The 22,751-nt window shown below is 67.8% G+C and carries 14 protein-coding genes; 5 read left to right on the top strand and 9 right to left on the bottom strand.

What is annotated here, in order from left to right; all coding sequences use genetic code 11:
* Window positions 1–329: 329 nt before the first annotated feature.
* The 3 genes from PXH83_RS23715 to thyX all read right to left on the bottom strand — a co-directional run bounded on the left by PXH83_RS23715 (window position 330) and on the right by thyX (window position 3,977).
* Entirely contained in the window at window positions 330–2,015 is a 1,686-nt protein-coding gene (locus PXH83_RS23715) for a ribonuclease J (RefSeq protein WP_274562607.1), read from the bottom strand.
* Between the two features lie 113 nt (window positions 2,016–2,128).
* Entirely contained in the window at window positions 2,129–3,028 is a 900-nt protein-coding gene (gene dapA, locus PXH83_RS23710) for a 4-hydroxy-tetrahydrodipicolinate synthase (protein WP_214927070.1), read from the bottom strand.
* Between the two features lie 196 nt (window positions 3,029–3,224).
* Window positions 3,225–3,977 (bottom strand): FAD-dependent thymidylate synthase, encoded by a 753-nt coding sequence (gene thyX, locus PXH83_RS23705; protein ID WP_274562604.1) that lies wholly within the window; start codon window positions 3,975–3,977, stop codon window positions 3,225–3,227.
* 191 nt (window positions 3,978–4,168) lie between these two features.
* Here thyX and PXH83_RS23700 point away from each other — a divergent pair, with 191 nt between their 5' ends.
* Together PXH83_RS23700 and PXH83_RS23695 are read left to right on the top strand one after the other, a co-directional pair.
* A complete protein-coding gene (locus PXH83_RS23700) occupies window positions 4,169–4,360 on the top strand; it encodes a hypothetical protein (protein ID WP_214927066.1) in 192 nt (63 codons plus the stop codon).
* A gap of 128 nt (window positions 4,361–4,488) precedes the next feature.
* Window positions 4,489–5,046 carry a hypothetical protein gene (locus PXH83_RS23695; protein WP_274562602.1) on the top strand — a complete coding sequence of 186 codons (558 nt, stop codon included), beginning with the start codon at window positions 4,489–4,491 and terminating at the stop codon, window positions 5,044–5,046.
* Between the two features lie 75 nt (window positions 5,047–5,121).
* Here the strand turns inward: PXH83_RS23695 and PXH83_RS23690 are convergent, their stop codons facing one another.
* From PXH83_RS23690 to eccD, 6 genes are all read right to left on the bottom strand, one after another.
* Complete coding sequence (locus PXH83_RS23690; protein ID WP_274562601.1) at window positions 5,122–5,562, bottom strand: tetratricopeptide repeat protein; 441 nt, start codon at window positions 5,560–5,562, stop codon at window positions 5,122–5,124.
* A gap of 14 nt (window positions 5,563–5,576) precedes the next feature.
* A complete protein-coding gene (gene dapB, locus PXH83_RS23685; RefSeq protein WP_274562600.1) occupies window positions 5,577–6,329 on the bottom strand; it encodes a 4-hydroxy-tetrahydrodipicolinate reductase in 753 nt (250 codons plus the stop codon).
* A 23-nt stretch (window positions 6,330–6,352) separates the two neighbouring features.
* Window positions 6,353–7,732: a M16 family metallopeptidase gene (locus PXH83_RS23680; RefSeq protein ID WP_274562598.1), complete on the bottom strand. Its 1,380-nt coding sequence runs from the start codon at window positions 7,730–7,732 to the stop codon at window positions 6,353–6,355.
* Entirely contained in the window at window positions 7,729–9,951 is a 2,223-nt protein-coding gene (locus PXH83_RS23675) for a polyribonucleotide nucleotidyltransferase (RefSeq protein ID WP_274562596.1), read from the bottom strand. The genes PXH83_RS23680 and PXH83_RS23675 overlap by 4 nt, the downstream gene beginning before the upstream one ends.
* A 279-nt stretch (window positions 9,952–10,230) precedes the next feature.
* The gene (rpsO, locus tag PXH83_RS23670; RefSeq protein ID WP_018551846.1) at window positions 10,231–10,521 is read right to left on the bottom strand and encodes a 30S ribosomal protein S15; all 291 of its coding nucleotides are present in this window, start codon (window positions 10,519–10,521) and stop codon (window positions 10,231–10,233) included.
* Window positions 10,522–10,707: 186 nt separating this feature from the next.
* Window positions 10,708–12,165: a type VII secretion integral membrane protein EccD gene (gene eccD, locus PXH83_RS23665; protein WP_274562595.1), complete on the bottom strand. Its 1,458-nt coding sequence runs from the start codon at window positions 12,163–12,165 to the stop codon at window positions 10,708–10,710.
* A gap of 267 nt (window positions 12,166–12,432) precedes the next feature.
* Here eccD and eccCa point away from each other — a divergent pair, with 267 nt between their 5' ends.
* The 3 genes from eccCa to PXH83_RS23650 all read left to right on the top strand — a co-directional run bounded on the left by eccCa (window position 12,433) and on the right by PXH83_RS23650 (window position 22,722).
* Window positions 12,433–16,377 (top strand): type VII secretion protein EccCa, encoded by a 3,945-nt coding sequence (eccCa, locus tag PXH83_RS23660; RefSeq protein WP_274562594.1) that lies wholly within the window; start codon window positions 12,433–12,435, stop codon window positions 16,375–16,377.
* 169 nt (window positions 16,378–16,546) lie between these two features.
* On the top strand, window positions 16,547–16,936 hold the full coding sequence (locus PXH83_RS23655; protein ID WP_274562593.1) for a hypothetical protein: 390 nt from the start codon (window positions 16,547–16,549) through the stop codon (window positions 16,934–16,936).
* 662 nt (window positions 16,937–17,598) lie between these two features.
* A complete protein-coding gene (locus PXH83_RS23650) occupies window positions 17,599–22,722 on the top strand; it encodes a toxin glutamine deamidase domain-containing protein (RefSeq protein WP_274562591.1) in 5,124 nt (1,707 codons plus the stop codon).
* Window positions 22,723–22,751: the final 29 nt, after the last annotated feature.

Raw genomic sequence — 22,751 nt, 5'->3', positions numbered from 1 at the left:
TTGGCACGCTGTTGAGTTCTCAAGGAACGGACGCTTCCTTTGTACTCACCCTCTCGGGCTTTCCTCCGGGCTTTCGTTCGGCATTTCGTGTTTCCGACTCTATCAGACTCTTTCGTGTCCGACTTCCTCGGTGCCTTTCAGGTTTACGCTTTCGCGTTTCACTTTCCGGCGGCTCCGACTTTATCAGAAGTCCTGAGTCGGAATTCCCGCCCCGTTCGGGTCATCCAGGCACACAAGTGCGCCCGGGGCTTCCCGTTCAGGCGGAGCCGTAAACGTACTGGAGCGGAGCGCCTCGATGCAAATCGAGGCGCTCCGCTCCTGAGGCTGTGTCAGACCTCGACTACGACAGGCAGGATCATCGGGCGCCGACGGTAGGTGTCGGAGACCCACTTGCCGACCGTGCGACGGATGAGCTGCTGGATCTGGTGCGGCTCGATGACGCCGTCGGAGGCCGACTTGGCAATGGCCTCTTCGATCCGGGGGCCGACGGCCGAGAAGGCCGAGTCCTCGATGCCGGAGCCGCGGGCGTGGAAGTTCGGGCCGCCCACGATCTTGCCTGTGGTGGTGTCCACCACGACGAAGACCGAGACGAAGCCCTCCTCGCCGAGGATGCGGCGATCCTTGAGGTGGGTCTCGGTGACATCTCCGACCGAAAGGCCGTCGACGTACACATAGCCCGCCTGGACCTTGCCGACGATCTTCGCGCGGCCGTCGATCAGGTCGACCACCACGCCGTCCTCGGCGATGACGATGTGGTCCTTGGGGACACCCGTGAGGGCACCCAGCTCGGCGTTGGCGCGGAGGTGGCGCCATTCGCCGTGGACCGGCATCAGGTTCTTCGGCTTGCAGATGTTGTAGAAGTACAGCAGCTCGCCGGCGGAGGCGTGGCCGGAGACGTGGACCTTGGCGTTGCCCTTGTGGATGACGTTGGCGCCCCAGCGGGTCAGGCCGTTGATGACCCGGTAGACCGCGTTCTCGTTGCCCGGGATGAGCGACGAGGCCAGGATGACGGTGTCGCCCTGGACGATGCGGATCTGGTGGTCGCGGTTGGCCATGCGGGAGAGCGCAGCCATCGGTTCGCCCTGAGAGCCGGTGCAGACGAGGACTACCTCGTGGTCGGGGAGGTCGTCGAGGGTCTTTACGTCGACGACGAGACCGGCCGGGACCTTGAGATAGCCCAGGTCACGGGCGATGCCCATGTTCCTGACCATCGAGCGGCCCACGAAGGCGACGCGGCGCCCGTACTCGTGGGCGGCGTCGAGGATCTGCTGGATGCGGTGCACGTGGCTGGCGAAGCTGGCCACGATGATGCGCTTCTGGGCGTTCGCGAAGACCGTACGCAGGACGTTCGAGATGTCGCGCTCGGGCGGGACGAAGCCCGGGACCTCGGCGTTCGTCGAGTCGGAGAGGAGGAGGTCGATGCCTTCCTCACCGAGCTTGGCGAAGGTCGGGAGGTCGGTCAGGCGGCGGTCCAGCGGGAGCTGGTCCATCTTGAAGTCGCCGGTGTGGACGACCATGCCTGCCGGGGTGCGGATGGCGACGGCCAGCGCGTCCGGGATGGAGTGGTTGACCGCCACGAATTCGCAGTCGAAGGGACCGACGCGCTCGCGGTGGCCCTCACTGACCTCAAGGGTGTACGGGCGGATGCGGTGCTCCTGGAGCTTGGCCTCGATCAGGGCGAGGGTCAGCTTGGAGCCGATCAGCGGGATGTCCTGCTTCAGACGGAGCAGGTAGGGGACGCCACCGATGTGGTCCTCGTGGCCGTGCGTGAGCACGATGCCTTCGATGTCGTCGAGACGGTCCTTGATGGACGTGAAGTCCGGCAGGATCAGGTCGATTCCGGGCTGCTCCTCCTCGGGGAAGAGCACACCGCAGTCGACGATGAGCAGGCGGCCGCCGTACTCGAAGACCGTCATGTTCCGGCCGATCTCGCCGAGACCGCCGAGCGGGGTTACACGCAGGCCGCCCTTCGGGAGCTTCGGCGGCGTACCGAGTTCAGGATGCGGATGACTCAAAAGACTCTCCTCACCACGCGCGCCACGTACCGCTGAGGCACGTGGCGCGTGTGTCATTCGTGCACTTGCTGTTGTCTATGGGATTCGTGCTTATTCAGTTGTGAAGTCTTTGGCTAGATCTGTACGCCACCGGCCGTGAGGTCCCTCTTGAGCTGCGCGGATTCCTCCGGCGTGAGCTCCACGAGGGGCAGGCGCAGCGGGCCGGCGGGCAGGCCCTGCAGGGTGAGGGCGGCCTTGGTGGTGATGACGCCCTGGGTGCGGAACATGCCCGTGTAGACCGGGAGCAGCCGCTGGTGGATCTCCGTCGCCTTGCGTACGTCGCCGGAGAGGTGGGCCTCCAGGAGGGCGCGCAGCTCGGGCGTGACGACGTGGCCCACGACGGAGACGAAGCCGACCGCGCCGACGGAAAGGAGCGGCAGGTTGAGCATGTCGTCGCCGGAGTACCAGGCCAGGCCGCTCTGGGCGATGGCCCAGCTGGAGCGGCCGAGGTCGCCCTTGGCGTCCTTGTTGGCCACGATCCGCGGGTGCTCGGCGAGCCGGACGATCGTCTCGGTGTTGATCGGGACGCCGCTGCGGCCAGGGATGTCGTAGAGCATGACCGGGAGGCCGGTGCTGTCTGCAATGGCCGTGAAGTGCTGGAACAGCCCCTCTTGCGGGGGCTTGTTGTAGTACGGCGTCACGGCGAGGAGGCCGTGGGCGCCGGTCTGCTCGGCGGTGCGGGCCAGCTCGATGCTGTGGCGGGTGTCGTTGGTGCCGATTCCGGCCACGACGTGGGCCCGGTCTCCGACCGCTTCCAGTACGGCCCGCACCAGGTCGTTTTTCTCCGCGTCGCTGGTGGTCGGCGACTCGCCAGTGGTGCCGTTGACGATCAGCCCGTCGTTGCCTGCGTCCACCAGGTGGGCGGCAAGACGCTGGGCGCCGTCGAGGTCGAGTGCGCCGTCCGCCGTGAAGGGCGTGATCATGGCGGTGAGGACCCGCCCGAAGGGGGTCTGCGGAGTGGAGATCGGAGCCATGGGTAACACGCTACTCGCTGCTCAACGCGGGGTGTCCCCTCGGGGGAGGGGAGAGGCGGTGGAAGAAGTGGAACCCGGCACTGCCTGCTCGGGGGTTCAAGCAGTGCCGGGTCCGTTTGATCAGCCTAGATGAAATTCTCGAACTGCGGCAATCCGGACACTTCGGACGGCTGATCCGTACATCTGTGCTCAGGCGTTACGGGGCGATTCGGCCATTCGCGTTGAAGGCCGCGTACGTGAGAGGCATGAGCTTCGCCCAGTGCGCCTCCATCTGCTCCCCCACCATCTCGATCTCGCGCTGCGGGAAGGACGGCACTTTCGCAAGCTCGTGCTGGGTGCGCAGGCCGAGGAAGTGCATCAGCGAGCGGGCGTTGCATGTCGCATACATCGAGGAGTAGAGGCCGACGGGGAGCACCGCGCGAGCCACCTCGCGGGCGACACCCGCGGCGAGCATCTCCTGGTACGCCTCGTACGCCTGACGGTACGAGTCCTGCATGGCGCGGCTGGTGAGCTGCTGCTGCTCCGGGGTGCCCTCGACGAATTCGTACTTGCCGGGACGGCCCTGCTGGACGAGCTTGCGGGACTCACCCGGAACGTAGAAGACCGGCTCCAGCTCCCTGTAGCGGCCCGACTCTTCGTTGTACGACCACCCGACGCGGTGCCGCATGAACTCACGGAAGACGAAAATCGGCGCGCTGATGAAGAAGGTCATCGAGTTGTGCTCGAAGGGGCTGCCGTGGCGGTCCCGCATCAGGTAATTGATGAGGCCCTTGGAGCGCTCGGGGTCCTTGCTGAGCTCCTCCAGGGACTGCTCGCCGGCGGTGGAGACACGGGCGGCCCACAGCACGTCGGAGTCGCTGGCGGTGTGCTTCACCAGCTCGACGGTCACTTCGCTGCGGAAGCTGGGCTTGGCGGTCTCGATGGGCGTGCCATCAGGGGTAACAGTCACCGGCGGGGTCCTTCCATGTACATCGCTCGGGCGCCCCACACTCTACGACGGAGGACTGACAGCGAGGGCCGGACGGAGTGCGGCAGACATGCTTTGGTCAATTCCGGGAAATCGGGCACCGACGGACGGTTTTGAACGTCTGTCTCTGTAGAAGCCCTGAGCCCCACAAAAATCACAAGGAGTGCTGCCCTATGCTGCGCCGGCGAGAGTCCGTCCCCTTCGCATTCGTTGCCGAGGCCGACCGATTCCGCAGTAATGTCACCCCGCCGCCTCGCGAACGCCCCAGTGCGTCCGAGCTCGTCGGCCGTACGCTGATGGGCCTCACCATTGTCGCCGGACTGGCCGGATCCTTGCTCTTCGGGCTTCCCGCCCTTGGAGCATGACTCTCCCCCACTGCCCTGAACGGGCGTGGGGGCACCCCCATGGACCCCTGAGGTGGCCCGCCGGAGGCCTCCTCGGTAGCCTCACCGGGCACAGCCCAATCGAGCGTGCTGGTGAGTGAGGATCAGTCGTGCCCCTGCCCTTCCTGACGGCCGACCGTGCTTTTGAAGCGTCCGGTGAGACCTCCGACGATGTCGCGCTGCCCTTCGACGACCACGATCAATGGCGGCGGCCCTACCGTCCCGGTCCGTGGCGCGTCGGGGCCTCGGCCCTGCTTCTGCTGCTGGCGTCGTTCATCCTGCTGGCGACGATGGTCATCGCCTTCGCCGGTGCGCTGCCGGGGGCCGGCCTCTGTCTCGGCATCGCCGTCCTGTTGATCACCGCCGCCCTGCGGATGCTGCGCGTGGGCGCCTGGGTCAGCAAGCACGGGCTGCGGCGCGTGGGGTTCTTCGCGACGACCACGGTGGCGTGGGACCGTGCCACGACGGTGCGGACGGTCCAGCAGCCGGTGCGGTGGCTCGGGCTGCCGCGCACCGTACAGGGGCAGGCGCTCGTACTGGCGCGGCAGGGCGGTGAGCAGCTGACGCTGCTCACCGATCACAACGCGGATTTCCTGTCCCGGGTGGAAGCCTTCGACCGGGCTGCCGACACGGTCGAGGCCTGGGGGGACGAGTACCGACGCGCATGATCCAGCGCGCGTGATCCGTGCGTGAGGACATGTGAGAGGGGGGCGTCCGGCCGGACGCCCCCCTCTCACATGTCCTCACTTGCCGTCGTGAAGCGCGATCGCGTGCTGCATCGCCTTGCGGGCGCGCGGGGTGTCCCGTGCGTCGTAGTAGGCGATGGCGAGCCGGAACCAGGAACGCCAGTCGTCCGGGGTGTCCTCGGTCTCCGCGCGGCGCCTGGCGAAGACCGCGTCGGCGGAGTCGCGGTCGATGCGTCCACCGGGCGTACGTACCAACTCGTCGACGGGCAGGCCGCCTTCGGCTTCCAGCTTCGCCGACAACAGGTCCGCCTTGCGGGCGAACTGCGTGGTGTGCCAGAGGAACCAGATGCCGATGGCCGGCAGGACCAGCACCGCAATGCCGAAGGTGACGGTGAGGGCGGTGCCTTCCCGGATGAGGAAGTACCCGCGGCTGCCGGCCAGGACGAGGTAGACGACCAGGACGGCGGCCAGGATGAAGTACGTGATCTTTGCGCGCATGGCTGTTCGTGCCGTCAGTTCAGGTCGAGGAAGTTTTCCAGGCCGAGCGTGAGGCCGGGAGTGGTCACCACGCGGCGCGCGCCGAGCAGGATGCCCGGCATGAAGCTGCTGTGGTGAAGGGAGTCGTGCCGGATGGTGAGGGTCTCGCCCTCGCCGCCGAGGAGGACTTCCTGGTGGGCGAGGAGGCCGCGGAGGCGGATGGCGTGTACGGGTACGCCGTCCACGTCCGCGCCGCGGGCGCCGTCCAGCGCCGTTGTGGTGGCGTCGGGCTGGGGGGCGCTGCCGGCCTCGGCGCGCGCGGCCGCGATGAGCTGGGCGGTGCGGGTCGCGGTGCCGGACGGGGCGTCGGCCTTGTTCGGGTGGTGCAGCTCGACGACCTCGACGGACTCGAAGTACGGGGCCGCCTGCTGGGCGAACTTCATGGTCAGGACGGCGCCGATGGAGAAGTTGGGCGCGATGAGCACACCCGTCTCCGGGAAGGCGTCGAGCCAGCTGCGCAGCTGCGCGAGGCGTTCGTCGGTCCAGCCGGTGGTGCCGACGACGGCGTGGATGCCATGGCGTACGCAGAAGTCGAGGTTGCCCATCACCGAAGCGGGGGTGGTCAGCTCGACCGCGACCTGGGCGTCGGCTTCCACCAGGGCTTCCAGCTTGTCGCCCCGGCTCAGCGCCGCCACCAGTTCCATGTCGTCCGCGGCCTCGACGGCTCGTACGGCCTCGGCACCGATACGGCCCTTGGCACCGAGAACGGCCACGCGCAGCTTGCTCATTGCTTTGCTTCTTTCTGACGTCTCTAGGCGACTGATTCGTGCAGGCGGTCGGCCTGCTTGTCCTTCAGCGGGCCGATGACCGAGAGCGAGGGCCGGTGGCCCAGGACGTCGGCGGCCACGGCTCGTACCTCGTCGGGGGTGACCGCCGCCATGCTGGCGAGCATGTCGTCGACAGAGATGTGCTCGCCCCAGGCCAGTTCGCTCTTGCCGATACGGTTCATCAGCGCGCCGGTGTCCTCCAGGCCGAGGACGGTGGAGCCCGACAGCTGGCCCACGGCGCGGGAGATCTCCTCGTCCGGCAGACCGTCCGAGGCGACCTTTTCGAGCTGGTCCCGGCAGATCTTGAGCACGTCGTGGACCTGGCTGGGCCGGCAGCCGGCGTAGACGCCGAAGAGTCCGCAGTCGGCGAAGCTGGAGGTGTACGAGTACACGCTGTAGGCCAGGCCGCGCTTCTCCCGTACCTCCTGGAAGAGGCGCGAGCTCATGCCGCCGCCGAGGGCGGTGTTGAGTACGCCGAGTGCCCAGCGGCGGTCGTCGGTGCGGGCGATGCCCGGCATACCGAGGACCACGTGGGCCTGTTCGGTCTTGCGGTTCAGGAGCTCTACGCGGCCCGCGGTGCGGATGGTGCGGGAGCCGTCGCGCGGGGCGAGCGGTTCCACGTCCGTACGGGACAGGGCGCCGGCCCGCTCGAAGGCCTTGCGGACCTGGCGTACGACGGTGGCGTGATCGACGTTGCCGGCGGCCGCGACGACGAGGTGCGTCGGGTCGTAGTGCTTCTTGTAGAAGCGGCGGATGCGGTCCGCGGACAGCGCCTCGACGGTGTCGACGGTGCCGAGGACCGGGCGGCCCAGCGGGGTGTCGCCGAACATCGTCTTGGCGAAGAGGTCGTGGACGACGTCGCCCGGGTCGTCCTCGGTCATCGCGATCTCTTCGAGGATGACGCCGCGCTCGGCGTCGACGTCCGCGGCCTCGATGAGCGACCCCGTCAGCATGTCGCAGACGATGTCGATGGCGAGGGGGAGATCGGTGTCCAGCACACGTGCGTAGTAGCAGGTGTACTCCTTAGCCGTGAAGGCGTTCATCTCGCCGCCGACCGCGTCGATCGCGGACGAGATGTCGAGGGCACTGCGCTTCTTGGTGCCCTTGAAGAGGAGGTGCTCCAGGTAGTGCGTGGCGCCGTTCAGGGTCGGCGTCTCGTCACGGGAGCCGACGTGCGCCCAGATGCCGAACGTCGCGGAGCGGACGGCGGGCAGGGTCTCGGTGACGACGCGCAGGCCTCCGGGGAGGGTGGTCCTGCGTACCGTACCGATTCCGTCCTTGCCCTTGAGCAGTGTTTGGGTACGGGCGACGGCCCGCGCCTCCGAGGAGGTGCGGGCCGTCGTCACGGAACTACGGGATGTCACTGGTCGGCGTCGGCCTTCTGGTCGGCCTCGGAGCCCTCTTCGCCCTCGATCACGGGGACGAGGGAGAGCTTGCCGCGGGAGTCGATCTCGGCGATCTCGACCTGGACCTTCTGGCCCACACCGAGCACGTCCTCGACGTTCTCCACGCGCTTGCCGCCGGCGAGCTTACGGATCTGCGAGATGTGCAGCAGACCGTCCTTGCCGGGCATCAGGGAGACGAAGGCACCGAAGGTGGTGGTCTTGACGACCGTACCCAGGTAACGCTCGCCGACCTCCGGCATGGTCGGGTTCGCGATCGCGTTGATCGTCGCGCGGGCCGCCTCGGCCTGCGAGCCGACCTGGGCACCGATGTAGATGGTGCCGTCGTCCTCGATCGTGATGTCGGCGCCGGTGTCCTCCTGGATCTGGTTGATCATCTTGCCCTTGGGGCCGATGACCTCACCGATCTTGTCCACGGGGATCTTGACGGTGATGATCCGCGGGGCGTTCGGGGACATCTCGTCCGGCGTGTCGATCGCTTCCATCATCACGTCGAGGATGTGGAGGCGGGCGTCGCGGGCCTGCTTGAGGGCCGCGGCCAGGACGGAGGCCGGGATGCCGTCCAGCTTGGTGTCGAGCTGGAGGGCGGTGACGAATTCCTTCGTACCGGCGACCTTGAAGTCCATGTCACCGAACGCGTCCTCCGCACCGAGGATGTCGGTGAGGGCGACGTAGTGCGTCTTGCCGTCGATCTCCTGCGAGATCAGGCCCATGGCGATGCCGGCGACGGGGGCCTTGAGCGGCACACCGGCGTTCAGCAGCGACATGGTGGAGGCGCAGACGGAGCCCATGGACGTCGAGCCGTTGGAGCCCAGCGCCTCGGAGACCTGACGGATCGCGTACGGGAACTCCTCGCGCGTCGGCAGCACCGGCACGATGGCGCGCTCGGCGAGCGCACCGTGGCCGATCTCGCGGCGCTTGGGCGAGCCCACGCGGCCGGTCTCACCGACGGAGTACGGCGGGAAGTTGTAGTTGTGCATGTAGCGCTTGCGGGTCACCGGGGAGAGGGTGTCCAGCTGCTGCTCCATGCGGAGCATGTTGAGGGTGGTGACGCCCAGGATCTGGGTCTCGCCACGCTCGAACAGCGCCGAGCCGTGCACGCGCGGGATGGCCTCGACCTCGGCGGCGAGCGTACGGATGTCCGTGACGCCACGGCCGTCGATGCGGACCTTGTCCTTGATGACGCGCTCGCGGACCAGGGACTTGGTCAGCGCGCGGTAGGCACCGGAGATCTCCTTCTCGCGGCCCTCGAAGGCCGGGAGCAGCTTCTCGGCTGCGATCTCCTTGATGCGGTCGAGCTCGTTCTCACGGTCCTGCTTGCCGGCGATGGTGAGCGCCTGCGCGAGCTCGGACTTGACGGCGGCGGTCAGCGCCTCCAGCACGTCGTCCTCGTACTCGAGGAAGACCGGGAACTCACCGGTGGGCTTGGCAGCCTTGCCTGCGAGGTCCGACTGGGCCTTGCAGAGGACCTTGATGAACGGCTTCGCGGCCTCGAGACCGGCGGCGACGATCTCCTCGGTCGGGGCCTCGGCGCCGTCCTTGACGAGCTGGACCGTCTTCTCGGTGGCCTCGGCCTCGACCATCATGATCGCGACGTCGCCGTCCTCCAGGACGCGGCCCGCGACCACCATGTCGAAGACGGCGTCCTCGAGCTCGGTGTGCGTCGGGAACGCGACCCACTGGCCCTTGATCAGGGCGACACGGGTGGCGCCGATCGGGCCGGAGAAGGGCAGACCGGCCAGGATCGTGGAGCAGGAGGCGGCGTTGATCGCGACCACGTCGTACAGGTGGTCGGGGTTGAGCGCCATGATCGTCTCGACGATCTGGATCTCGTTGCGCAGGCCCTTCTTGAAGGAGGGGCGCAGCGGGCGGTCGATCAGGCGGCAGGTGAGGACGGCGTCCTCGGAGGGCCGGCCCTCGCGACGGAAGAAGGAGCCGGGAATCTTTCCGGCCGAGTACATCCGCTCCTCGACGTCCACCGTCAGGGGGAAGAAGTCGAGCTGGTCCTTGGGCTTCTTGGAAGCGGTGGTGGCCGACATCACCATGGTGTCGTCGTCCAGGTACGCCACGGCGGAGCCGGCGGCCTGCTTGGCCAGGCGGCCCGTCTCGAAGCGGATGGTGCGGGTGCCGAAGGTGCCGTTGTCAATGACGGCCTCGGCGTAGTGGGTCTCGTTCTCCACTAGCGTTATCTCCGTTACGTTTCGTCTTTCGTCCCCGAGCCCGTGTGGCGGGGGACGGTGGCGGAGAAGCGCTTCAGCTGCGGGCCGGTCTTCGATCGAAGCTCCCGGGGGAGTATGTGCTCCGGGGGCCACTACCGAGGACCGGCGGCGGGGAAGCCGCTTCTCGCTCATTCTGTGTTCGTGTACGACCAGACTACTTAGCGTCCGGTACGACTCGCACGTACAGCAAAGGGAGCGGTCCCCTAGAAGTGGGGAACCGCTCCCTTCACGACGTCCGTCTTACTTGGCGCCGCCGGCCGCGCCACGGCGGATGCCGAGGCGGTCGACCAGGGCACGGAAGCGCTGGATGTCCTTCTTGGCCAGGTACTGAAGCAGGCGGCGACGCTGGCCGACCAGGATCAGCAGACCACGGCGGGAGTGGTGGTCGTGCTTGTGCGTCTTGAGGTGCTCGGTGAGGTCCGAGATCCGGCGCGAAAGCATGGCGACCTGGACCTCGGGGGAGCCGGTGTCGCCTTCCTTCTGAGCGAACTCGGTCATGATCTGCTTCTTCGTAGCGGCGTCGAGCGGCACGCGTACTCCTCTTGGTCTTCGTATTGCCATCGAGTGCCCCAGGTCGAATTCTCTGGGGAGCTTCCGTTACTCGGGAGGCGGGGATCCGCTGGGCGCAGCCTCCGGATGTTCCGGGGGCGCATACACAAGCGGCCGTCATGCAGCTTACCAGCAGATGCGAGTGCCCCTGACGGCCGCCCGTGGGGGTCAGACGCCGCCGCGGACCTTGGCGTACACGTCGAGGACGGCCAGGCAGATCGGGATCAAGGAGAGCAGCACCAGCGAATCCGCGAGGTCCAGCATGCGGCCCCAGAAGGGCGAGAGGCCCTTCTGCGGAACGATCAGGGCGATCGCGATCAGGAGCAGGGCGCCGACGGCGACCGAGGCGCCGAGCCACAGGGTCCGTACGTCGATGCCCGCGGAGTTGCCCAGGGCCAGGTCCTTGATGATCTCCAGCGGGGGCGAGATCGCGAGGCCGAGCACCAGCAGGCCGGTCGTGAGGACGCCGGCCACCAGCAGGCAGGCGACCTGGGCGGTGTAGCGGAACAGGCGTGCCCGAAGGAGCGCGGCGAGTGCGGTGACCAGGGCCATGAGCTGGGCCCAGCCGCTGTCGCTGAAGCCGAGTACGGCGCCGCCGGCGCCGACGATGACGACGGCGCAGCCGCCGACCAGGCCGAGGAGCAGCTCGTGGCCACGGCTGGTCTGGGCGACGATGCGCTGGACGTCGACGGCTTCGAGGCTGCCCTCCTGGCCCTCGCGACGGGCCCTGGCGAGGTCCTCCGGATTACGGAAACCGATCGGCAGCTTGGCGAAGCGGGCCGACCAGCCCGGCAGGAAGCCGACGACAGCCAGGGCGACGACCGAGGTGCCGGCCGCGATCTCGCGGGGCTGCGCCTCGGTGAGTACTCCGCAGAACGCGGCGAGCGTGCCGATCGTGGCGGCCAGCGCCGCGGCGACGAACGGGGCGTCTCCCTGCGGCAGCAGCATGATCAGTACGACGGAGAAGAGCAGTACGGCAACGCAGCCGACGAGGAACTGGAGCCTGCCGGGGCCTTCGCCCGCGTCCTGCGGAATGACGCCGGAGCCGGCGATAAGTGCGTGCGGCAGTGCGGCGATGCCCAGTGCGACGGCCGATCCCCGGTCCTCGTACACCCGGGCACGTACGCCTGCGAGTGCCGTCAGGGCCAGTGCGACCACACCGGCGACTATGCCCTGGAGGCCGTGCATGTCGTGCCGGAGCGGATCGGCGAACCAGAACACGAAGCCGAGCATCGTCAGCAGCAGCACGCCGGCGACAAGGCCGGCCACCCGCATCAGGTTGTCGTTCCAGCTGCGGAGGTCCTGCTTGACGGCGGTGGCGACCGCGTCGACCACGTCGTCATGTACGGCCGGCGGCAGCGAATCGGCGAACGTCCGCAGCAACAGCACCTCGCCGTCCCGGACCCGGTGCTCCAGCAACGAACGGCTGGCGTCGAGCACATGGCCGTCGCGGCGTACGAGGTGGTAGCCGGCAAGGCTGTTGTCGGACTGGGCCATCCCCGAGAGCCTGATGATCTCCGGGTAGATGTCCTGGATCGGCAGGTCCTCCGGCAGCGCCACATCGATTCGGCTGTCCGGTGCTGCGACGGTGACTCGGCAGAAACCCGTCGATGTGCCCGTGCTCACCTGGTAGTTCCCCCTGCTAGACAAGCTTCCTTACGCCGCTCGTACGACGCGGAGCGCCACCATATCGGTTGCTCAAGGGGGCAAAGGCCCCGCCTCCCTCATTCCTCCTCGCCCTCCCCCGCATCTCCACGCTCCGGCCTTCCTCCTGACTCCCTTCGCGCATGGGCGTAACAGTAGGATCAACGCCTACGCGTGCCTGCTCTTCGGGCCGGGGGTCCGGGGGTTGCACCCGGGAAGACACAGCAATCGCGAAGGATGAGTGCATCGGTGAGCGTCGTCATCATCAAACGGCAGCCGCGGATACAGCTGCCTGCTGTCCCGGACGGCGAGGTCAAGTTGGAGACGCCGCCCGAGATTCCGCGGGAGGGCGATGACAGCGTTCTGATGAACCTGCTGCCGATGTTCGGCATGCTGGGTTCTGTCGGCTTCTTCTTCATGCCGAACCTGCCCTCCTACATGCGGGTGGTGGGCGGTCTGATGCTCGCGTCGACCCTCGCCATGGCCATCGCCCAGTTCGCCAAGTCCCGGCAGGGCGGCGGCGCGGGGATGGCGCAGGACCGGCGCGACTACTTCCGCTATCTGGAGCAGGTCCGCAAGGACGTGCACAAGACCGCGGATCTGCAGCGGCGCACCCAGCTGTTCCAGCACCCCGACCCGGACCAGCTGTGGGCGGTGGCCGCCGACGGCAAGCGGCTGTGGGAACGGCGCCCGACCGACGCCGACTTCGCCTCCGTACGCATGGGGCTCGGCAACCAGCAGCTGGCCACTCCGCTCGCCGCGCCGGAGACCGCGCCCAAGGAGGAGCTGGAACCGCTGACCGCGGCGGCCATGAAGGCCTTCCTCGACGCGCACGGCAGTCTGGCCGACCTGCCGGTCGCCGTCTCGCTGCGCGCCTTCTACCACGTGGCACTGTCCGGAGACACCGACACGGTGTACGGCAACGCCCGCGCGGCCATCGCCCAGCTCGCGACGCTGCACTCCCCCGAAGACCTGATGATTGCCGTGGTCGCGCATCCCGCCGCCGCCACGGACTGGGACTGGATCAAGTGGCTGCCGCACACCCAGCACCCGAAGGCCAAGGACGGAGCCGGCTCGGCCCGGCTCCTGTTCGACGACCTCGGTGAGCTGGAGGAGGCGCTGGAGGACCAGCTGGCCGACCGGCCGCGCTGGAACCGGGACGCGAACCCGGTCTACGACCAGCCGCACCTGATCGTGGTGCTCGACGGCGGGACCGTACCGCCGGACTCCGGACTCGCCGGCGCGGAAGGGCTTCAGGGCGTCACCTTCCTGGAGATCGCCCCCGGGGAGCTGGAGGACGAGCTGCGCGGCGGTCTGACGGCGTATCTGAAGCCGAACCGCATGAAGCTGTACGTGGGCCACGAGTCGGCGTACACCGGCAAGCCCGACGAGCTGAGCCCGGAGCAGGCCGAGTCGCTGGCGAGGCAGCTCGCCGCCTTCCGTGTCGGTACGGCCGAGGAGGGCGAACCCCTCCTGTCCAACCTGGACTTCACGGACCTCATGGGCATCGGCGACGCCGGCTCCGTCGACGTCTCGCGCACCTGGCGTCCGCGCACGCTGCACGAGCGGCTGCGCGTGCCGATCGGTGTCGGTGAGAACGGCGAGCCGGTCATGCTGGACCTCAAGGAGGCCTCGCAGGAGGGCATGGGCCCGCACGGCCTGTGTGTCGGCGCGACCGGCTCCGGCAAGTCCGAGGTGCTGCGTACGCTGGTGCTCGGTCTCGCGGTGACGCACTCCTCGGAGACGCTGAACTTCATCCTCGCGGACTTCAAGGGCGGTGCGACCTTCGCCGGCATGGTGGACATGCCGCACACCGCGGCCGTCATCACCAACCTGGCGGACGACCTCACGCTCGTCGACCGTATGCGTGACTCGATCATGGGTGAGATGCAGCGGCGCCAGGAGCTGCTGCGTACGGCGGGCAATTACGCCAACATCCACGACTACGAGAAGGCGCGCGCGGCCGGCGCGGCACTCGAACCGCTGGCTTCTCTGGTGATCGTGCTCGACGAGTTCTCCGAACTCCTCACGGCGAAGCCGGACTTCATCGACATGTTCATCCAGATCGGCCGTATCGGCCGCTCGCTCGGTGTGCATCTGCTGCTCGCCTCGCAGCGCCTCGAAGAGGGCAAGCTGCGCGGTCTGGACACGTATCTGTCGTACCGGATCGGTCTGCGTACGTTCTCCGCCGCCGAGTCGCGTACGGCGATCGGTGTGCCGGACGCCTACCACCTGCCGTCCATCCCCGGTTCCGGCTATCTGCGGTACGACACCGACACCATGGTCCGCTTCAAGGCGGCGTACGTGTCGGGCGCCTACCACGGCGAGGGCCCGTCCCGGGTGCACCGCTCGACTCAGCTGCGGCCCGCGCTGTTCACGGCGCAGCATGTGGCGCTGCCTCCGCAGCCGGTGATCGAGGAGCCCGAGGTCAACAACCGGGTCGACGACGCTCTCGCGGACACCGTCCTGGACGTCATCGTCAGCAAGATGGAGAACCAGGGTCCGCCCGCCCACCAGGTGTGGCTGCCGCCGCTGGAGGAGGCGCCCTCGCTGGAGCAGCTGCTGCCGGCGCTGGCGGTCACTCCGGAGCGCGGCCTGACCGCGCCCGAGTACACGGCGCTCGGCCGGCTCAATGTGCCGGTCGGCCTGGTGGACAAGCCGTTCGAGCAGCGGCGCGACGTGCTGTACCGGGACTTTGCGGGCGGGGCCGGTCACGGTCTGTTCATCGGTGGTCCGCAGTCCGGCAAGTCGACTCTGCTGCGTACGCTCATCTCGTCGTTCGCCTTCACGCATACGCCGAGCGAAGTCCAGTTCTACTGCCTGGACTTCGGCGGTGGCGGTCTCATCGCGATGGAGGACCTGGCGCACGTCGGTGGCGTCGCCAACCGTCTGGACGCCGAGAAGGTACGCCGTACGGTCAGCGAGGTCGAGGGCATCCTCAACGCGCGCGAGGAGTACTTCCGCGCGAACAACGTCGACTCGATCCAGACCTTCCGGCAGCGCAGGGCGGCCGGGCTGCTGCCCGACCAGCACTGGGGCGACGTCTTCCTCATCGTCGACGGCTGGGCGACGTTCAAGACGGACTACGAGATGCTCGAAGCCAGCATCACCGACATGGCGATGCGCGGTCTCGGCTTCGGTGTGCACGTGATCCTGACCGCGAGCCGCTACACCGAGGTGCGGCCCGCACTCAAGGACATGCTGCAGAACCGCATCGAGCTGCGACTCGGTGACCCGACGGAGTCCGAGATCGACCGCAAGGTGGCGCAGAACGTCCCCGCCTCCGTGCCCGGCCGTGGCCTCAGCCCGGACAAGCTGCACTTCATGACGGCGCTGCCGCGCGTCGACGGCTCTTCGGAGACGGAGGACCTGGCGGACGCGACGGGCGTGCTCATCCGGGGCATCAACGAGAACTGGCAGGGCAGCCCTGCTCCTACGGTGCGGCTGCTGCCTACCGTCCTGGAGGCGGACCGGCTGCCCAAGGGGTTCGAGCACCCGGAGCGCGGTGTCGCGTTCGGTATCGACGAGTCGGCGCTCGCACCGGTCTTCGTCGACTTCGAGGCGGACCCGCACTTCATCGTGTTCGGCGAGAGCGAGTCGGGTAAGTCGGCCGTACTGCGGCTGCTCATCAAGCAGATCACGGAGCGCTACACGCCCGACCAGGCGAAGATCGTCATGGGCGACTACCGGCGCGCGCACCTGGAGGGCGTACCGGAGTCGCACCTGTCGCGCTACTGCGCATCGGCGCCGGCGCTGACGGAGACCCTGGAGGGTCTGGCGGGCTCGCTCAGCCGTCGTATGCCGGGGCCGGACGTCACGCCTGAGCAGCTGCGCAACCGCAGTTGGTACAACAGCCCCGACGCATTCGTCATCGTCGACGACTACGACCTGGTGGCCACCGGCATGAACCCGCTGTCCCCACTCCTGGAGTACCTGCCCTTCGCCCGCGACGTCGGCCTGCGCGTCATCATCGCGCGGGCGTCGGGCGGTGCGAGCCGGTCGCTGTACGAGCCGGTAATGCAGCGCCTGCGCGAGCTCGGGGCGCAGGGTCTGGTGCTGTCCGGCGACCGTACGGAGGGTGCGCTGCTCGGCAACATCTCTCCGTCGCAACTGCCGCCCGGTCGTGGGCACTTCCATACGCGGCGGCGGAGTGGGCAGATGATTCAGACGGGGTGGCTGCCGCCTCGGTACTGACCTGATCCGATTCGATCTGATTCGATCGGTTGTTTTCTGCGGCCGTACGAGCGTGATGTGAGGGGCGGCGCCTGCTGGGGGCGCCGCCCCTCACACGTTCCCTTGGATGGTGTGCGACTCGGACGTTAGGCTGACGCTGCAACAGACGGGCGGAACACAGGGGGCAGTTGTGGCGGCGGACGACACGATGAGGACGGATGCGTCGGTCCTCAAGGACGAGGGCTTCCACATGTTCGAGGTGGGGCAGGACTTCGCCACAGCTGCGAAGGCGCTGTTCGAGGGACTGGACGCCATCGAGAAGAAATCAGGCAAAACGCCACCCTGGGGCGATGAAGAGATGGGCGAGAACTTCGGCGTTGTCTACGAGGGCCTGCGCGACGGCATGAGGGACTCGATGCCCAGCCTCGCGAAGCGGATCGCGGGCATGGGCGTGAAGTTCACCGCGATGGGCATGCGACACGAGAAGCACGAGCTCGAAGAGGACGCGAAGTACGCGGCGCTCACGTCCCAGCACGACGCCGGTGCGGGCGCCAGGGCGAACAACTTCAAGTCGGTCTGACGCGGGGTCTGGCGGGCGGGCGTACAGGGCGTACTGAAGAGGTCGTTGGGGGGGGCTGGCGTGTTGCGGTCGCCGAACGGGAGTGGGGCCCTGTTGCGATGAGTTGCCCGGCCCACTTCGGCATCCGAGACCCGCGGCAGGGCACCCACCGTGCGGGCTCCCGACACCGTCCGCAGCCGTTACAGCCCGCGCCCGTGAAGCTGCCTGACGGGACGCCAGCCCGCAGGCGCATTCGCGAATTTGACGGCGGGCTACCTGGTCTGCGCCGCGTTTCAGTCGACCACTGACGCAGCGGGCCGTCCGCAGCCCGCCCCGCCCGGTGAAAGCAAGATCGTAGTAGCCGAGGACACCGGCAAATCCGTCACCTGTCCCCCAACTACCCGACCGAGACAGCCATCTCCCTCTACCGCCGACAGCACCAGTCAGACGCGCGGCCTCGGAGCCAGCGGTGCGCGGGTCACGTTCTGACCGCGGCTGCAGCCCGTAGCGGGCTCGCGAGACGGCTCGCGCACGCGCTCGCAGCAAAGTTGTGACGGGAGCACGTTCAAGTCGCGCCCGGGAGGGTTAGTAAGCTTTGGGCACGGCTGTACTTCGCGTGGTTCTCCTGTCAGTTGGGGACGTGGTGCGGCGGTTGCCTAACGGGGGTGTGGCGCGCTGTGGCGATGATGTTGCCTGACGAGCTCGAGTGGGTCCTGAAGATGCTCGGCTACAACTGGCCGACAGCCAATGAGGACTTGCTCAGAGACTCCGCCGGCCTATGGCGGAAGTTCGGCGACGACGCCCAGAAGCTCCGCATACGGGCCGACACCAGTGCCCGCACTGTGACCGCACACAACGCCGGCGAGTCCATCGACAAGTTCACCACCCACTACAAGAAGTTCTCCGACGGATCGGACGGCTACCTCGCCAACGCCTCCGAAGCCGCCTACATCATCGCGAACACCTTCGAAGCCGCCGCATACATCGTCGAGTTCGCCAAATACGCGGTCATCGTCCAACTGATCGCCCTGGCAATCCAGATCGCCGCCGCCGCAGCCGCCTCCATCGTCACCTTCGGCCTCTCCGCAGCCGCCGGCATGGCCGCCACCCAGCTCACCCGCATCGCCGTACGACGCATCCTCGACGCACTCAAAGACGCCCTGATACAGGCCATCATCGAAGCGATGAAGGAACCGGCGGTCTCAGCAGTCCAGGCCATGGTCACCGACCTCGTCAAGCAGTCCGTGAACGTCGGCTTCGGCACCCAGGAAGGCTTCGACCTCAGCAAGACCGTCAAGGAAGGCGCCAAAGGCGGCTGGGAAGCCATCCAGCAAACCCCGCAGACGTTCGCCGAGGGCCTGCGCGACGGCCTGGGCAGGAAGGCCGGCAGCAGCGTCCGCGACGGCATCGACAGCGGCTACAACAACAGCATGGACGCCTACAACAACCGCTCCAACACCACAGGAGACAACAACAGCGGCGACGGCGACAGCAGCAGCAACAACACAGGCAACACCAACTCCTCATCCGACTCGAACAGCTCGAACGGCTCGGACTCGAACACGTCCAGCTCGAACTCCTCCTCGTCCAACGCGACGAACTCGTCCAACTCCTCGGACTCTTCCAGCTCGGACTCGTCGACGACGTCACGTTCGAACGCCAACACGGGGAACACGAACATCGGCGGTGGCATATCCGCCGACACCGGCAACGCCCCCACCAGCACCCCCGACGTCGGCAGCCCGCCCAGCAGCGACACAGGGAGCAACACCCCCAACCCGGCAAACAACAGCACCCCGGACAACGGGCAGCAGAATCCTTCCTCCTCGAACTCCCCCTCCAGGCCGTCACTGTCGGACTTCGACGACCCCACACCCAGCAGCACGTCGCCCGCCCCGGACACCAGCACCCCGTCCAACAGCAGTGGCGACAACCGCACCAACTCGTCCTCACCCGGCGGCCTCACCTCGCCGACCCCGCAGTCCGCACCCGCCGCCACATCAAGCGGCGCATCGCCCTCCACGAACAGCGGCGGCTCCATCGGCACCTCGATCGACAGCCTCGCCGCAAGCACCCCCACAGTCTCGAATTCAGCACGCCCGCCCACCACGGCCGACACTTCGTCCACCGCCCCCCGGTCGGACGGCAACTCCCCCATGCCGACCTCACCCACCTCCCCCACAACGGCGGACGGTGCGGCAGGCGCCCGTACGGGCACGAACACCTCCGGCAGCTCCCCCTCCGGCACCAGCCCGACAAGCCCAAACCCCACATCGGGCCCGCCCAGGACCCCCTCCACCACCACCCCGGGAACCCCGAACCCCACCGGCACCGGCCCCGCTTCCACACCGAACCCCACCTCCTCCACACCGCCTCGGAACACGCCGCCCACTTCGACGGACGGCCGCACTCCTGGAACAACGGACGGGCGGCCCTCGAACCAGCATGCTCCCGGGGCTACGCCGCCCGGACGCAGTCCGGGGCCCAACCAGAACAGCGCGGGCTCGCCCGGCGGACGGACCCCCAGCCCGAGCGCCAACACTCCTGGTACGCCGGACGGCCGTACCCCCACGAACCAGAACCCGAGTCCGAGCAACCCGGCCGCGAGCAACTCAACGCCGACTCAGCCGAACTCGTCGAACCCGTCGTCGAACCAGCCGAACCAGTCGGCCTCGCCGAGGAACACGCCGCGGGCGAGCACTCCGACGCCGACATCGGGTCCGAGCAGCGCGCCGGACTCCAGCACGCCGGGTCGTACGCCCGACCGGCCGGGCACGCCCGGCCCCAACGCGCCCGCCAGCACCCCCAGCCCCACCCCGGGCAACAGGCCCCCGCAGCCTGCGGGTAACACTCCGAACACGCCCAACCAGCCGGCCAACTCCAACCAGCCCGGTCCACAGCAAGGCCAGAAACCGCCGGCGAACAATCCGCAGCAGCAACAGCCGACACCCGTTCCGGCGCCAGGGCACACGGCCACGCCGACGCCGAGCCCCACGCAGCAGACGCCGAACGGGAACACGCCCAACGGCCCCGAGGCCCCTGGCTCACCCCAGAGCAACCCGGGGAACGAAGCGAAGAACGACACCCCCAAGACGGACAGCGTCCAGGACATCCGGGACGACATGGATCACGAGCCGGGCGGCCTCGGCCCGGTCCACCCCGACGACCAGGACCGGCTGGAGGATGTCTTCCCCCGGAACCCGGACGGCACCCCGCAGCGGTTCCCCGACCCCTTCGGGGCGTGGGTCGGTCTGCAGAATGACGGCGGGATCGGGGTCCCGGGCCGAAGCAACAACTGTGCGGACTGCTCACGTTCATTCATCGAGAGTTACCGCGGCAACCCACAGGTCTCCGCTCCGCGCACGCTCGACACCGACGAGCACGGCATGCTGGACACCAGGCGCCCCGAGGACGACGCGAACGCCAACCAGATCAGTTGGGCAGGCGCCCCGCACACCTATGCCGGTCCCGCGAACGACCCCGACACCGCGGCCCGTATCGAGCAGGACCTGCTGCAGGGGGGGCACGGCTCCACAACCATTGTGCAGGTCAGCTGGCCAGGTGGCGGCGGTCACGCCTTTGCCGCCGTCAACCACAACGGCACCGTCGTCTGGGTGGATTCCCAGACCGGCGAGGTCAGCCATGACCCTGTGAACTTCGCCAACGCCGAACACGTATGGCACATCCCGATGGACCCCGACGGGAATCCGCTGCATCCCGTGCAGAACACTGCGGATGACTCCGAGGGCCAGAACGACGCGTCGCAGAACCAGAACAACGACGCGTCCCAGCCCGAGAGCTCCGAGAGCAGCGGGCAGCCGGAAACCTCTGAGAGCAACCCGCAGAACGACACCTCGAGCGACACCCCGAAGCAGGGCGACACCCCCGCCACGGACACCAACTCCCTCACGGCGACGGATCCGGCAACCCCGGACGCATCGAACAACGGGGACCCCGAGCAGTCGTCCACGGCCGACCCGAACCCGACGAACGAGAAGCCCGAGAGCGAGACCGGCCAACCCCAGGGCGAGAGCGACAAGCCCTCCCGGCCGGATGGCCGGGAGCCGTCCCCGGACAACAGCAACGCTGATACGCGGCCGCAGCAGTCGCCCTCCCCCGAGAGCCCCTCGGAACAGAACCACCCGACCCCGGCCGAGAAGACGAACACCCCGGACCAGCGGTCACAACCGGACGACCCGACGCGCCCCGACGAGCAAGGCCGGACCCCCGACAGGGAGTCTCAGCAGCCGACTTCGACGACCGAGAGCCCGGCCCGGCCCGACTCCCCTTCGGAACACCGGGAGTCCCCCGCACACACCACGCCCGACAACACCGACAACGGCACACCGAACAAGGACACGGCACCTCCTCGGCCCGCGAGGGACACCCCGAACGACCCCACGCCCAACCGGGACACGCCTCAGCAGACCACCACTCCCTCGGACCCGCGTACGTCCATTCCGCATCAGCAGACCGGGGACCCGCGCGCCACCGATCCTCGCGCTGCGGATCCCCGCACGACGGATCCGCGCACGTCCGATCCCCGCGCTTCGGACCCGAACACCTCGCCACGGCCGGACCAGACGCGTCCCGATCACCTGGATGATCCGCGGTCGGAGACTCCGGACAAGGACCCGTCCGAGACCCCGGGCCAGACCCGGCCCGACGACCCGAACCGGCCGCCGGCCGACGACCACCGCGACCGTCCGAGCAATATGAACAAGGACTCGGCTGTCCCCACGCGCGAGAGCCTGCCCGATGGCAGGAACGCCGACGCGGCCAACTACGTCAAGGACTCCACTCAGGGGAAGTCGCCGCTTTACGGTCCTATTGCTCCCGACCACGCGGCGAGCCCACCGAGGCCGGCAGAGCCGAGTGGATCGACTCCGAACACGAGCAACTCGTCCTCCGACGACGAGCGTGCGCGCGCAATCGTCCGACGCCAGGTCGAGCGGGCCAACGACCCGAACGACAGCTTCTTCAAGGATTTCTACAACAAGATCGGAAGTCGTCGGGACAAGGACGGAAACGACGACCAGGGCAACCCCCTGCCGCAGCTGAGGAAGCACCCCGATACCGGCAAGTGGGTTGCCGCCAAGGACGCTCCTCCCCCTCTGACTCCGGACTACAAGGCTCTCGAACCAATAACGGGAGCGAGGAACGACGAGCAGGCGAAGAAGCAGCGTGAGGACCTGGACAAGGCCACCAAACGACGCGCCGACGCCATTACCGCGAACCAAAAGGCCAAGGCAGCCAGGAAAGCCGCGGAAGAGAATCACGGCGAGGACTCCCCCGAGTACGAGAAGGCTGCAGCCAAGTACAAGGAAGCAGCCCACGAGCAGACCAAAGCGGCCGAACATCACGGTGAGGCGGCGGCGGCCCTCCATGCCATACCGGAGAACTACAAGAACCCGGTGAGGCAGGATGACGGAAAAGACGGGAACAACCGCTTCGACCAGATCTGGAAAACCGAGGACGGCAGATGGGTCGTGGTCGAGGCCAAGGCTCCTACCGCAGAGCTCGGTGACCGCAGAAGCTACACCGGACGCCAGGTCATGCAAGGTCACCGGGAATACTTCGAGACGATTCTCCGGATCATGGAAGATCGCAGCCCCGAAGAGGCCCTGCTCGCGGACGACCTTCGGCGGGCCCTCAATGCCAGGCCCAGCAGGCTGGACTACGTACTGGTGCAGTCCAAGGAGAACAAGGACAACAGGGCAGAGTATCGTGGATACGAAATGACGCACTTCGACATCACGCCGAAGCCCCCGCAGGCGCCGCAGTCGCCAACAACACCGTCCGCCTAATGGCTCAACTCCCTGAACTTTAAGGAGCG

The organism is Streptomyces spiramyceticus (genome assembly GCF_028807635.1).
Classification (GTDB): Bacteria; Actinomycetota; Actinomycetes; order Streptomycetales; family Streptomycetaceae; genus Streptomyces; species Streptomyces spiramyceticus.
The sequence above is the reverse complement of the archived record's forward strand: the minus strand, read 5'-3'. Positions and strand labels throughout refer to the sequence as shown.

Bases quoted from the DNA above. Each gene is read 5' to 3' on its own strand.
- dapA (WP_214927070.1), bottom strand. From the start codon at position 3,028: ATGGCTCCGATCTCCACTCCGCAGACCCCCTTCGGGCGGGTCCTCACC.
- PXH83_RS23700 (WP_214927066.1), top strand. From the start codon at position 4,169: ATGCTGCGCCGGCGAGAGTCCGTCCCCTTCGCATTCGTTGCCGAGGCC.
- PXH83_RS23690 (WP_274562601.1), bottom strand. From the start codon at position 5,562: ATGCGCGCAAAGATCACGTACTTCATCCTGGCCGCCGTCCTGGTCGTC.
- dapB (WP_274562600.1), bottom strand. From the start codon at position 6,329: ATGAGCAAGCTGCGCGTGGCCGTTCTCGGTGCCAAGGGCCGTATCGGT.
- PXH83_RS23650 (WP_274562591.1), top strand. From the start codon at position 17,599: ATGATGTTGCCTGACGAGCTCGAGTGGGTCCTGAAGATGCTCGGCTAC.